The organism is Flavobacterium tructae (assembly GCF_001853485.1).
Taxonomy (GTDB): domain Bacteria; phylum Bacteroidota; class Bacteroidia; order Flavobacteriales; family Flavobacteriaceae; genus Flavobacterium; species Flavobacterium tructae.
The window spans coordinates 261,672-275,125 of record NZ_MIKE01000011.1 but is presented as its reverse complement, the minus strand read 5'-3'; the positions used below and the strand labels follow the sequence as shown (position 1 = coordinate 275,125).

General features: G+C 34.8%; 14 protein-coding genes. 6 read left to right on the top strand and 8 right to left on the bottom strand.

Going from position 1 to position 13,454, the window contains the following annotated elements; genetic code table 11:
- Positions 1-9: 9 nt before the first annotated feature.
- The 4 genes from porT to BHE19_RS03150 all read right to left on the bottom strand — a co-directional run bounded on the left by porT (position 10) and on the right by BHE19_RS03150 (position 2,861).
- Complete coding sequence (gene porT / locus BHE19_RS03165; RefSeq protein WP_026110181.1) at positions 10-720, bottom strand: type IX secretion/gliding motility protein PorT/SprT; 711 nt, start codon at positions 718-720, stop codon at positions 10-12.
- 1 nt (position 721) lies between these two features.
- Positions 722-1,453, bottom strand: coding sequence for a bifunctional demethylmenaquinone methyltransferase/2-methoxy-6-polyprenyl-1,4-benzoquinol methylase UbiE (gene ubiE, locus BHE19_RS03160; RefSeq protein WP_017498368.1), 732 nt, complete (start codon positions 1,451-1,453; stop codon positions 722-724).
- Positions 1,454-2,022: 569 nt separating this feature from the next.
- Positions 2,023-2,505, bottom strand: coding sequence for a dihydrofolate reductase (locus tag BHE19_RS03155; protein WP_026110180.1), 483 nt, complete (start codon positions 2,503-2,505; stop codon positions 2,023-2,025).
- An 11-nt stretch (positions 2,506-2,516) separates the two neighbouring features.
- The gene (locus tag BHE19_RS03150) at positions 2,517-2,861 is read right to left on the bottom strand and encodes a 2TM domain-containing protein (RefSeq protein ID WP_017498366.1); all 345 of its coding nucleotides are present in this window, start codon (positions 2,859-2,861) and stop codon (positions 2,517-2,519) included.
- Positions 2,862-3,097: 236 nt separating this feature from the next.
- Between BHE19_RS03150 and BHE19_RS03145 the strand changes: the two genes are divergently transcribed.
- Positions 3,098-3,394, top strand: coding sequence for an isoamylase early set domain-containing protein (locus tag BHE19_RS03145; RefSeq protein ID WP_017498365.1), 297 nt, complete (start codon positions 3,098-3,100; stop codon positions 3,392-3,394).
- 39 nt (positions 3,395-3,433) lie between these two features.
- Here BHE19_RS03145 and BHE19_RS03140 read toward each other — a convergent pair whose 3' ends face one another.
- From BHE19_RS03140 to BHE19_RS03125, 4 genes are all read right to left on the bottom strand, one after another.
- Positions 3,434-4,285, bottom strand: coding sequence for a thymidylate synthase (locus BHE19_RS03140; protein WP_017498364.1), 852 nt, complete (start codon positions 4,283-4,285; stop codon positions 3,434-3,436).
- 113 nt (positions 4,286-4,398) lie between these two features.
- On the bottom strand, positions 4,399-5,022 hold the full coding sequence (locus BHE19_RS03135) for a bifunctional nuclease family protein (protein ID WP_070905903.1): 624 nt from the start codon (positions 5,020-5,022) through the stop codon (positions 4,399-4,401).
- A 165-nt stretch (positions 5,023-5,187) separates the two neighbouring features.
- Complete coding sequence (locus tag BHE19_RS03130) at positions 5,188-6,156, bottom strand: electron transfer flavoprotein subunit alpha/FixB family protein (RefSeq protein WP_070905902.1); 969 nt, start codon at positions 6,154-6,156, stop codon at positions 5,188-5,190.
- A 75-nt stretch (positions 6,157-6,231) separates the two neighbouring features.
- A complete protein-coding gene (locus BHE19_RS03125; RefSeq protein ID WP_017498361.1) occupies positions 6,232-6,978 on the bottom strand; it encodes an electron transfer flavoprotein subunit beta/FixA family protein in 747 nt (248 codons plus the stop codon).
- Between the two features lie 493 nt (positions 6,979-7,471).
- Here BHE19_RS03125 and BHE19_RS03120 point away from each other — a divergent pair, with 493 nt between their 5' ends.
- The 5 genes from BHE19_RS03120 to BHE19_RS03100 all read left to right on the top strand — a co-directional run bounded on the left by BHE19_RS03120 (position 7,472) and on the right by BHE19_RS03100 (position 13,393).
- Complete coding sequence (locus tag BHE19_RS03120; RefSeq protein ID WP_017498360.1) at positions 7,472-8,449, top strand: pyruvate dehydrogenase complex E1 component subunit beta; 978 nt, start codon at positions 7,472-7,474, stop codon at positions 8,447-8,449.
- A 67-nt stretch (positions 8,450-8,516) separates the two neighbouring features.
- A complete protein-coding gene (locus tag BHE19_RS03115) occupies positions 8,517-11,018 on the top strand; it encodes a DUF5686 and carboxypeptidase-like regulatory domain-containing protein (RefSeq protein WP_070905901.1) in 2,502 nt (833 codons plus the stop codon).
- A 34-nt stretch (positions 11,019-11,052) separates the two neighbouring features.
- The gene (locus tag BHE19_RS03110) at positions 11,053-12,105 is read left to right on the top strand and encodes an acyltransferase (RefSeq protein ID WP_070905900.1); all 1,053 of its coding nucleotides are present in this window, start codon (positions 11,053-11,055) and stop codon (positions 12,103-12,105) included.
- A gap of 47 nt (positions 12,106-12,152) precedes the next feature.
- Positions 12,153-12,752: a DNA-3-methyladenine glycosylase family protein gene (locus BHE19_RS03105; RefSeq protein WP_070905899.1), complete on the top strand. Its 600-nt coding sequence runs from the start codon at positions 12,153-12,155 to the stop codon at positions 12,750-12,752.
- Positions 12,753-12,862: 110 nt separating this feature from the next.
- Entirely contained in the window at positions 12,863-13,393 is a 531-nt protein-coding gene (locus tag BHE19_RS03100; RefSeq protein ID WP_017498356.1) for an inorganic diphosphatase, read from the top strand.
- The last annotated feature ends 61 nt before the right edge of the window (positions 13,394-13,454 follow it).

Sequence of the window (13,454 nt, the reverse complement as noted above, 5' to 3'; positions counted from 1 at the left end):
GTATTTGTTTTAATGAAAAGTAAAATTTATTAAAATAGCTCTTGATTTCATAGAATCAATATTGTCAGTCCAAGGGCTAGGTCCGTTTGCCGGATTATCTCGAATTAACTCGTCTGAAATTCCAAACATTCCTCGAATAGAAGGAGAGAAGATAAAATATTCAGAGAAAATGTCTATTCCAAAACCTAGCTCATAAGCGGCAGTCCATTGTTTTACTCTGAATTTTCCTTCGAAGTTATCGTCTTTTGATTTAGCATTGCTGGATAGGTTAAGTGTCGAAGACATTCCGCCAACTAAATAAGGACGAATATTTCCGGTACGCAATGCTGAGAATTTTAAGAGTAAAGGAAAGTGGATATATGTACTGTTTACTTCCCTAAGATAGTCTTTTTGCAAAGGCAAATTTGGGTAATACAAGTCACGTTTGGTATAGTACAATCCCGGTTCAAAACGAAGATTAATGTATTCCTGTAATCTTAAATCAGCTACAACACCAACATTAAAACCGGTAGTCTTTTTTGTCTGAACATCAGGACCAGGAGATTTGTAGTCAAACTTAAAGTCAAAACTGTTAAACCCAAGGTAATAACCGAAATACAGGCGTTGTTTTTGCCAGTTTTCAAGATTAATGATAGGATCTTTACTGAACATGCTTTTAGCAAATTGCGAATATCCTTGCGTCGATAAGACTAATAGAAGTAAGACTACAATTTTTTTCATACTATTTTTTAGAGGCAGAATAAATGGTTGCAACACCAAAAGTTTGAGGCATTGCTACAACATCTATAAACCCAATTTTTCTTAAAATATTGTTTAGAGCTTCTCCGTAAGGAAAAACTGCAGCAGATTCAGATAAATAACCATAGGCTGAATTGTCTTTAGAAAAGAGTTTTCCTATAATGGGAAGGATGTTTTTGCTGTAAAATTTATAGCCTTGTTTGTATGGTGTTTTATCCGGAACAGAGGTTTCCAGAATTACAAAAACTCCATTTGGTTTTAAAACCCTTAGAATTTCCGCAAATCCTTTTTCCAGGTTTTCGAAATTTCGAACGCCAAATCCAACCGTTATAGCATCGAAATAATTGTCTTCAAAAGGAATTTTCTCAGAATCTCCCAAAACTAAATCTATAGTATTGGATAATCCTTTTGCCTGAACTTTTTTCTTTCCCACTTCAAGCATACCGGCCGAAATATCTAAGCCGATAATTTTTTCAGCATTGGTCTGCGACATTAATATGGCAAGATCACCGGTTCCGGTTGCAATGTCAAGAATGATTTTTGGTTTTGTATCCGAAACAATTTTGAGTACTTTTTTTCGCCACTTGGTGTCAATTCCAAATGAGATCACACGATTTAAATTATCATAGTTACCGGAGATGTTGTCAAACATTTGGGCAACTTGCTCTTTTTTACCTAAAGAAGAGTCTTTATATGGAGTTATTTTTTCAGACATTATTTTAATTTACGCAAATATAATACAATCTGTCTTAACTGTATTGGGTTTTTTATTTTGTGCTTTAAATGTTTTAAAAGTAAGGGTTTAATTGATGTTGAATGTCAAATTTTTGAGCATCACCAAAAATGGTTACTTTGAAAAAATCACTAAAAGTGGGTATTGTGGAGTGCAGGATTTATGTGCACTTTTGTCATAGTAATAATGATGAAGTTTAAAAGATTGATCGTTATAAATGGCTTAAAGTAACGGAGTATTGTTTTTGCACTTATGCTTAAGTTTGTCAGGAAAGAAGTTAAAGAAGTATTGTGTTGGGGACAATACTCTATTTTTTAAAAGTGTGAAATACGTTCTTAGGATTAAATTTGTTTTTGGAAATTTGCCTTTAATATCTTAGTGGTATTTGTTGTTAAAGGCGTCCCTTGAGATTATATCTCAACAAACAGTGTTATTTAATTATTTCAAATGTTATTCTTAATATTTGTTATTTTATCAGAACTATTTCCTGAGTGAGTCCATTTAGAAGATCAGTCATTTTTGAAAAACATCCTCCAAAAGAGGATGTTTTTTTATTTTCTGATATAAGTTTCGTAAGTATAATCGTAAAGATGTTTTTCGTCCTTAAAGTTTTCTTCTGATTCTACAAGCTGCCACTCTGTTTCATTGATTACAGGAAAGAAAGTATCTGCTTCAAAAGTATGATGTACTTTGGTAACTTCAATAATATCGGTATAGGGCAAACCAAGATTGTAGATTTCGCCACCTCCAATAATATAGGAGTCTTCGTTTTCAGGACATACGGCTATCGCTTTTTCGATAGAATCAACAACAATACAGCCTTCCGGTTGATAATCATTCTGACGTGTTATTACAACGTGTACTCTGTTAGGTAAAGGTTTAGGGAAGCTCTCAAAGGTTTTTCTTCCCATAATAATATGATGGTTGGTAGTAAGTGATTTAAATCTTTTAAAATCATTTGGTAAATGCCAAACTAAATCATTGTTCTTTCCCAGTGCGTTATTTTCGGCAACAGCCGCTATCATTATAATCATGGCATTCTAAACTAAATTTTATTTTCAGAATCTTCACTTACTTTCGATTCTAACTGACTAATTCTCTTTTGTTGCAAAGCAACAAGCCGATCAATTTGTTCTCTTTCCCATTTTTTGTTCATGAACCGATCTGTGATGTATACTTTTATAAAATGCAGAATAAAGATAAAAAGCCAGATTGTTATGGCCCAAATACACCAATCTTGTCCGCTGGTGGCTCCGAGACCAAAGAATCGATTGGCGATAAATAAAAATAAACTTCCTAGAATAAAAAGTACAAAATGAAAATAAAGGACCTTCTTTTGTCTGATTCTTCTTCTGGCATACTCGTATTGTTCGTGTACTTCCTTTTCCATAAGATATAAATGAGGTCATAAAGTTAGAATTTATTTTGTAATGACCCATTTAGATCGTGGAATATTTCTCTTAAAGTGATTTAATGCTTTGAAATTCAAAATTTTACATGGTTTTATTTATGGAAAGTAAAAAAAATACTAAGTGTTTTTGATATAATCACAAAACGATTGTAGGGGTACAGGGAGTTCAGATGAATTTATGTAATTTAGTCTATGAATCTAAAAATTAAATAGTTATGTCTTTGAAGAAACAGTTTGTAAAAACAAGGCCGGTGTGTAAAGTCACCTTTACGATAGATGCAAAAGATGCAAATTCGGCTGCAGTTGTTGGGGATTTTAACAATTGGAATCCCGAGGAAGGAATTTTAAGTAAATTGAAAAATGGAACTTTTAAAGCTACTTACGATTTAGTGAAAGACGCGATTTACGAATTTAAATATGTAGTCGACGGAGTGTATGAAAACGATCCTGAGGCGGATTCGTATAAGTGGAATGATTATGCCGGAAGCGAAAACAGCGTGCTGGTAGTATGAAAAAATCCGCTTAAAATTTTAAGCGGATTTTTTTATGTTTTATACAGCAACACTTCCTTTTATACCGGCATGCGGTTCATAATCTAAAAGCGTGAAGTCATTGTAATCAAAGTCGAAAATGTTTTTAATCTCCGGATTTAAAACCATCTTAGGTAGTGGTTTTGGCTCACGTGTAAGCTGTAGTTCTAATTGCTCAAAATGATTGTTGTAAATGTGTGCGTCTCCAAATGTGTGAATGAATTCTCCCGGTTCTAAGTCGCAAACCTGTGCAATCATCAGGGTTAATAAAGCGTAAGAAGCGATGTTAAAAGGAACTCCCAAAAATATATCGGCACTTCGCTGGTACAGTTGGCAGGATAGTTTTCCTTTTGTTTCTCCTTTTTCGGTGTCAGGACTTGTGACATAAAATTGAAAGAAAGCATGGCAAGGAGGTAAAGCTGCTTTGTTGTTGGCTACATTCTCTTCAAATGATTTTTTAGTATCCGGCAAGACTGAAGGATTCCATGCTGAAACCAGCATTCTTCGACTGTTTGGATTTGTTTTTAACTCAGTAATTAATTCAGAGATTTGATCAATTTCTTCGCTGTTCCAATTACGCCATTGATGTCCGTAAACAGGGCCTAAATCGCCATTAGAGTCTGCCCAGGCATCCCAAATTTTCACACCGTTTTCCTGAAGGTATTTTACGTTGGTGTCTCCTTTTAAGAACCAAAGCAATTCATATATAATTGATTTTAAATGTAGTTTTTTGGTGGTAACCATTGGGAAACCTTCACTTAAATCAAATCGCATTTGGTAGCCAAAAACACTTTTGGTTCCCGTTCCTGTTCTGTCTCCTTTTTGGCAGCCGTTGTCTAAAACGTGTCGTACCAAATCTAAGTATTGTTTCATGATGCTTTAAGCTTTAGGCTTTAAGCTTTAGGCTTTTCCCTAATGCTCTAAGCTTGTTTTTATGTTTTTGCTTTATGCTTATAGCCTAAAGCTTACGGCTTACAGCCTTAAAATCATCTTCTCGAAATTTCGTCTCGAATTTTAGCTGCTTTTTCGTAATCTTCCTGAGAAACAGCCTGGTCTAAAAGTTCGTTTAGTTCCTGTAAGCTGTGTTTGGAATAAATATCTCCGGATTGATTGCTTTCCTCTTCACGTCCAAAAGTTTCCGGATTCGAAAGTACATCATCGATTTCCTGAGATCCCTGATCGGTTTCTGCGGTATTCGATTTTAAATAAATTCCCGCTTTGTCCAGAATGTTTTTGTAAGTAAAAATCGGAGCATTAAATCGCAAAGCCAATGCAATGGCATCAGAAGTTCTGGCGTCTATAATTTCTTCAATTTTGTCTCTTTCGCAGATCAAACTGGAATAAAAAACACCATCCACAAGTTTGTGAATAATTACTTGTTTTACGACTATATCAAATCGCTCAGCAAAGTTTCTGAATAAATCGTGCGTTAACGGACGCGGAGGTTTAATTTCTTTTTCCAGAGCAATAGCAATCGATTGTGCTTCAAAAGCACCAATAACGATAGGCAATTTTCTTTCGCCATCAACTTCATTCAAAATTAAGGCATAAGCGCCATTTTGAGTTTGACTGTATGAAATTCCTTTTATGGATAATTTTACTAGACTCATATATATGGATAAAAAAGGGCAATTATTGCCTCATTTTGATACTTTTTTTGATTGAAAAATAAAGGTGCAATTTTAATCAAAAAATATGGAACAAAAAAGCTACCTAAAACAAAGATACGATTATCTTGTTTTTAGGTAGCTATATTTTTAAAGAGAATTTTTAAATTAAGAATGCTGTGCTTTAAAAGCTTTTAATTTCTCAATTAATTGCGGAACAATTTCAAAAGCATCTCCAACTACTCCGTAATCAGCTACTTTAAAGAAAGGAGCCTCAGGGTCGTTGTTGATTACAACTTTTACTTTTGATGAGTTGATACCTGCAATGTGCTGGATAGCACCTGAAATTCCTATTGCAATGTATAAATTAGTGGCAACCGGTTTTCCGGTTTGTCCAACGTGCTCGCTGTGAGGTCTCCATCCTAAGTCTGAAACTGGTTTAGAACAAGCTGTTGCTGCGCCTAATACAGCAGCAAGATCTTCAACTAATCCCCAGTTTTCCGGACCTTTTAATCCGCGTCCTCCAGAAACTACGATATCAGCATCAGCGATAGAAACTTTTCCGGTTACTTTTTCTACAGATTCTACTTTTACTCCAAAATCGTTGTCTCCAATTGTTGGGTTGAAATCTTCTTCAGTTGCAGATCCTGCACTTTCGAAAATTCCGTAAGAGTTTTTAGCAAGGCCAAGAACTTTTACATCTGTAGTGATTTCAGTAATATTGAAAGCTTTGTTAGAGAAAGCATTTCTTTTTACCTGAAAAGGAGAAGTGCTAACCGGTAATCCAACTACATTTGAAGCGAAACCAGCGTTTAAAGCTACAGCTACTAATGAAGAAAGGTAAATACTGTCTGTTGTAGAAGAAAGTAAAACTACTTTTGTAGCTTCTTTTTCAGCGGCTTGTTTGATCACATCGGCATAAGCCTTAGCAGTAAAACCGGCTAATTTATCGTTGTTTACTTTTAATACTTTATCAACTCCGTATTTTGATAATTCGCTAACATCACTAATGTTTACGGTTAAAGCGGTAACAGTTGTTCCTAAAGTTTCGGCTACTTTTTTAGCGTAAGAAGCTAGTTCGAAAGCAACTTTTTTAAATTTTCCTTCTGCAGATTCTGCATATATTAATATTGACATAATTTTTTGTTTAGAAGTTTAAAGTTTCAGGTTTCAAGTTGATGTAAACTGAAAACTGCAACTGAATACTGATTACTAGATTACTTTAGCCTCGTTGTGTAATAAATTGATTAATTCATCTAAATTATCAGGAGAAACTAGTTTTACTGCTGATTTAGGAGCTGGTTTTTCAAATTTTACCGCTTTTGTGTTTACCGGAGCATCAACTGGTTCCAGAATAGTTAAAGCTTTTGTTCTTGCTGTCATAATTCCTCTCATGTTTGGAATACGTAAGTCTTTTTCTTCAACAAGACCTTTTTGACCACCAATGATTAAAGGTAAAGTAGTGCTTACAGTTTCTTTTCCACCATCAATTTCACGAACTGCTTTTACATTACTGCCTTCAACAGTGATCGAAGTACAAGAATTTAAAAAGTTAGAACCTAAAATTCCTGCAATCATTCCAGGAACCATTCCACCATTATAATCTAAAGATTCTTTTCCGGCAATTACCAAATCATAACCACCATTTTTAATTACTTCAGCCAATTGTTTTGCAACAAAAAAACCATCAGTTGGGTTAGCATTTACACGAATTGCTTCGTTTGCACCAATTGCCAAAGCTTTACGTAAAGTAGGCTCAGTATCAGGTCCTCCAACATTTACAACAGTTACTGTTGCACCTTGTTGCTCCTGAAACCAGATTGCACGTGTAAGACCAAACTCGTCATTAGGATTAATTACATATTGAACACCATTGGTATCGAATTCTGAGTCACCATTGGAGAAGTTAATTTTTGAAGTAGTATCAGGCACATGGCTGATGCAAACTAATATTTTCATAAGTATATATTTTGATAAATTATAAAACGCTTCCACAAATTTAGAAATTAAAATTGAAATAATATACTATGCACGCATAATATTTTTTAAAAACTATTACGTTTTCGCAGATTACGGAATAAGGAAAGCCGTTCATCGTTACTGAATATTGATAATGCATTGATGTTTCCTGATCTTTAGGGATTTTGCAAAACAGAGGTTGCTCGTACTGTTAAATTTGTCGTCGACTTATACTATAATTTCGATTGTTACGTTAGTTAGTAAGAATTTTACTGAAGTGAAGCCTAATGTTAAAGTGGGAAGTTGGGCTGAAAAAAAGTTTTTAAGTGATAAAGCGTTAATTATATCGATTTCGTAATTATCACAACAAATTTTAAAAAGTTAAAAGCGCAGGAGAGTCGGAAGTTCGTGTGATTTTAAATTCAATTTATGCTTTTAAGTGATTTAAAATATTTATTTTTGCTCTTCAGAAAATTCAACATACAATATAAATATGAGAACAATACAATTTAGAGAGGCCATTTGTGAAGCGATGAGCGAAGAAATGCGTCACGATGAATCCATATATTTAATGGGCGAAGAAGTTGCAGAATACAACGGAGCTTACAAAGCTTCAAAAGGAATGCTTGCTGAGTTTGGTGAAAAAAGAGTAATCGATACTCCAATTGCTGAGCTTGGTTTTACAGGAATTGCAGTAGGATCAGCAATGAATGGCTGTCGTCCTATTGTTGAGTATATGACTTTCAACTTTTGTTTAGTAGGTATTGATCAAATTATAAATAATGCTGCTAAAATGCGTCAAATGACAGGTGGACAATTTAATGTGCCTATCGTTTTTCGTGGACCAACTGCTTCTGCAGGTCAATTAGGAGCAACTCACTCTCAGGCTTTAGAAAACTGGTTTGCTAATACTCCGGGACTTAAAGTGGTGGTGCCTTCAACTCCTTATGATGCAAAGGGACTTTTGAAATCTGCTATTCGTGATAATGATCCGGTGATTTTTATGGAATCTGAGCAAATGTATGGTGACAAAGGTGAGGTGCCGGACGGAGAATATACAATTCCATTAGGAGTTGCCGATGTTAAACGTGAAGGAAAAGATGTTACAATTGTTTCTTTTGGTAAAATTATCAAAGAAGCTTTTATCGCTGCTGATGAATTGGCTAAAGAAGGAATCTCTTGTGAGATTATCGATTTAAGAACAGTTCGTCCAATGGATAAAGAAACTATTCTTGCTTCTGTAAGAAAAACAAACCGTTTAGTAGTTTTAGAAGAAGCTTGGCCATTTGCAAGTATTTCATCTGAGATTACTTATATCGTTCAGGAACAAGCATTCGATTTTCTTGATGCGCCAATTCAGCGTATTACGACTGCCGATGCACCTGCACCATATTCTCCTGTTTTACTAAAAGATTGGTTGCCAAACGCTGGTGATGTAGTAAAAGCAGTAAAGAAAGTAATGTACAAATAGTAAATTAAACGATACTTATAAAACTTCATCAGTCATGTTAATTGATGAAGTTTTTTTTTGCAGGATTATGAAAAGAATAATTTTACTCAGCTTATTTTTTGTACTCGCACTAGTGGGTGGCGTTGCTGCACAAACTAAAGTGAGTGGAATTGTTTTAGACAAATCGAATCAGCCGATTCCGTTTGCCAATGTTGTTTTTAAAGGGTCGAATACGGGAATCGTTTCGAATGAAGACGGACGTTTTTATCTCGAATCGCCTAATACGTATACCACTTTAGTAGTGAGCTCAGCGGGATTCTCTGATCGGGAAGTTACGTTGGAAAAAGCGGTAAACTATGATTTTAAAATAGTTTTAAGTGAAGCTGAAGCACTGAATGAAGTGGTTATCTTTACCGGAAAAACCTCTAAGAAAAACAATCCTGCACTGGATATTCTGAGAAAAATCTGGGAACGTAAACGCAAGAACGGACTCTACCAATTCAGTCAGTATCAAATGCAGAAGTATGAAAAAGTCGAGTTTGACATGAACACGATTGATAGTGCTTTTATGAAGAATAAACTCTTCAAAGGAATGGAGTTTGTGTTCCAGCATGTTGATACATCCGAAGTTACCGGAAAAACATATCTGCCAATTTTTATTAGTGAATCGCTTTATGATGTATACGGAGATAATAAATTAAAGAAAACAAAGGAGAATCTGACCGGAAATAAAACTTCAGGGTTCAATGGTAATCAGCAGATTTTGTCTTTTGTAAAAGACCTGTACTCTGATTATAATATTTACGACAATCACCTTAAATTTTTCGATAAGAGCTTTACAAGTCCGCTTTCCAGAACCGGAATTGACGTCTACAATTATGTTTTAAAAGACAGTGCTTATGTTGACAAAAAATGGTGTTATAATATCGTTTTTTATCCAAGACGTAAAAATGAACTGACTTTTAAAGGGGATTTTTGGGTAAACGATACCACTTTTGCAATTAAAAAAATTAATATGGCCGTTACTAAAAGTGCCAATATTAACTGGGTAAAAGACATTTATATCGAACAGGAATTTGAGGTTGAGAATGATTCTGTATTTCTTCTGACCCGTGATTATATGATGTCTGATTTTGCTTTGAACAAAAAAGAAAAATCAAAAGGGGTTTACGGAAAGCGAACCACATTGTATAAAGATCATAAATTCAATCTTCAGAAACCGGAAAGTTTTTATAAGCAGGAAGTTAATTTTATTGATAATTCTGTCTATACGAAATCGGATGAGTTTTGGAATGAAAACCGTTTTGAAAAACTCAATAAGGATGAAGCGGGTATTTATAAAATGCTCGACACGCTGCAAACTGTTAAAAGATTCAAGCAACTCTATAGTTTAGTTTCTATTCTGGGAAGTGGTTATGTCGAGTTTAAGAATTTCGATTTTGGACCTATCTTTTCCACATTCGGTTATAATGAAGTTGAAGGATTGAGATTGCGTGCAGGAGGAAGGACTTATTTTGGCCCGAACGACCCTTGGCGTATACAGGCCTATACAGCATATGGTTTTGACGATAATAAATTCAAATACGGAGTTTCCGGAAAATGGATGGTGGACAAGAAAAATCGTCTCATTATCTCCGGAGGAAACAGGCGCGATATCGAACAAATTGGTGCGAGCTTAACGACTACGAACGATATTTTAGGACGAAGTTTTGCTTCTTCGGCCTTATTTACCACAGGAAGTAATGGAAAACTGACGAACATAAATCTGAGCAATGTTTCCCTTGAAATGGAGCCTCTTAAGAATTTTGTTGTTCAGGCCGGAGTTTCCTATAGAACTTTAGAATCGGCTTCGCCTACTTTTAGTTTAGACTATTATACTACTTTACCAACTGCTGCGAATCCGGCTGGTGTAATAGCCAATAAAGTAACACAATCCGAAGCGAACATTCAGTTTGAGTTTATGCCGAATCGTAAGACTATTGGTTTTGGAGTAGAGCGTAATATTGTTGACAGTCCGTTCAGTCATTTCTTTGTAAACTTTAGCTATGGTTTAAAAGGGGTTTTAAACAGTGATTTTGCTTATCAAAAAGTCCAATTGTTTTATAAACAACCTATTATTATTGGTCCGTTAGGAAGATCTAATATTATCATTGAAACCGGAAAAACCTTTGGTACAATTCCACTGGGATTAATGAGTGTAATACCAGGAAACCAGACTTATTTTACTATCGAGAATACCTTCAGTAATTTAAATTTCTATGAGTTTGTAACTGATCAGTATACTACTTTACAATGGAATCATGACTTTGGAGGAAGGCTGTTTGCAAGAATTCCTTTCATGAGAAAATTAAACTGGAGAGAATTTGTAGGAATCAGAGCAGTACACGGAACCATTTCGGATGCTAATCGTGCCATTAATGCTTCGGGCTTACCTTATAATGCACCCGAAAATGTGTATTGGGAATACAATGCCGGAATTGGAAATATATTCAAAGTATTCCGTCTTGACTTCTCGTGGAGAGGGAATTATCTCAATATGCCTGATGCAAGCAAATTTGCGATAAAAGGTTCATTTGGTTTTTATTTTTAGATAAATTGTCAGATTTTTTCTTAATTTAGTTTCTATGAGTATAACTATAGAAAGTAAGAATCTAAATTGGACAAATAATCTTAGAGTTTTAGCCACCATCAGTGTGATCGTAGTGCATGTAGCCTGTGATATTCTGTATCAGTACGGTCATATATCCAATTTTACCTGGTGGACAGGTAATGTTTACGACGGTCTTGTCCGTTTTTGTGTACCAGTTTTTTTGATGCTTACCGGAGCATTAATGTTGAACAAAAAATACGAACTGAATGATTTTTTGAGAAAAAAGTTCTCGAGAATTATTTTACCTTTCTTATTCTGGAGTCTTTTTTATGTTCTGCTAACCGTTAGAAGCGAATTTTTGTTAGAATCGGAAAAAGCATTTGTCGATATTTTTAAGCGTGCCTTTACACTTATTATCGGAGGGAGTTCCTTTCATTTATGGTACATTTATATGGTTATTGGGATTTATCTTTTTATCCCGATTCTCAGCAAGTGGATTCAGAATGCCAATGAAAAAGAGATATTGTATTTTCTGGCCATTTGGATTTTTGCTCTAATGATCAATCAGCCCATTTTTTCTAAGTTTCGAATCAATGTTGATCTGACTTATTTTACAGGCTTTTTAGGATATCTGGTTTTGGGTTATTATTTGTCGGTCAAGTCATTTCAATATGATGCCCGAAGATTGAAACGAATTTCTGTACTCTTGCTTTCTTTTGGAGCTATTATTACCATTTTCGGAACTTATTTTTTATCGATATCAGAAGATCGTTTTAATGAATATTTTTATGGTTACCTGACTTTTAATGTGATGCTGGTCTCTATTGGATTGTTTATTTTCTTCAAAAATTCAAAAATTTCAAATCCAACTCTCATTCGGGTTATTAATTTCATCAATAAATACAGCTACGGTATTTATCTGGTTCATATTCTGGTTTTACGGTTTCTGGTGTCTTCAGGAATCGATTATGATTTTATAAATCCGGTTTTGGCTATTCCGATTACAACGCTATTGTGTTTGTTCCTTTCTTCTTTTATTATTTATGCGGTGAATAAACTTCCTTATGGGCAATACATTTCAGGATAATTATTGCAGTAATTTTGTTTAATTTTGAGTATTCTTAAAACAAAGTTATGCAGGATGCCATTGATTTCCTATCTGCCAGAAACCCTGTTTTTCTGGACATTATAGACAAATACGGATTGCCACCGATTCCAAAGCGCCCGCAAGGTTTTGCGACTTTGGTATTGCTTATTTTAGAGCAACAAGTTTCGATAGATTCGGCGAAAGCAACGTTTTTAAAGATAAAAGCCTATACGACCTGCAGTCCTGAAAATATGGTGGAGTTATCGGATGAAGAGTTTCGAAATTTAGGAGTGAGCCGTCAAAAGACGAAATACATTAAGATATTGGCAGAAGCCGTTTTGAGTAAAGAACTGGACATCGAAAGTCTGGCCACAAAATCGGCAAAAGAAGTTCGGGAAGAGCTAATTAAGCTGAAAGGAATTGGAAACTGGACGATTGATATCTATCTCATGTTCTGTCTTCAGGAACCCGATTTGATTCCGCTGGGAGATATTGCAGTTGTCAACACCATTAAAGAATTATTGGATATTCACGACAAAAAGGAAATGGAAATTCATGCAGAACAATGGAGTCCGTATCGGTCTTATGCCACCTATTTACTTTGGCATTATTATCTAAACAAAAGAAATAGAAAGATTACGTATTAACTCCCTGTTTTTTAAAAGAAAAGTACATAGATAAATGCAGTTTTTTATTGTAAAAAGGGATTCTTTAGTTACTTTTGCAGTCGAAATTATAGAAACAATAAAAAACAAAAATGACCGCAGACAAACTAACAACTTTCGATGTGTTGATCGAAATACCAAGAGGAAGCAGAAATAAATACGAGTACGATTTTGAAATTAAAAGAATGCGTTTCGACAGAATGTTATTCTCTTCAATGATGTACCCGGCTGATTACGGATTTATTCCGGAAACTTTAGCTCTTGATGGTGACCCTCTTGATGTATTGGTTTTAGTAAACGAACCAACTTTCCCTGGATGTGTTATGGAAGTAAAACCAATTGGTGTTTTCCACATGGCAGATGATAAAGGACCAGACGAAAAAATTATTTGTGTACCAGTTTCTGACCCAATCTGGAATTCATTAAATGATCTTTCTGATATCAACGGACACTTAGTAAAAGAAATCGAGCACTTCTTCCAGGTATACAAAGATCTTGAAAACAAAAAAGTAGACGTAGAAGGATGGGGAGACGTAAACGAAGCTTATGCTATTATTGCAGAGTGTACAAAACGTTTTGATGATATTGAAAACAAACCGGAAGGATTATTTAGCATTAAATAATTTATAAGCCGCCCAATTATAAAAAAAGCAATACTACCGTCAGGAGTATTGCTTTTTTGTT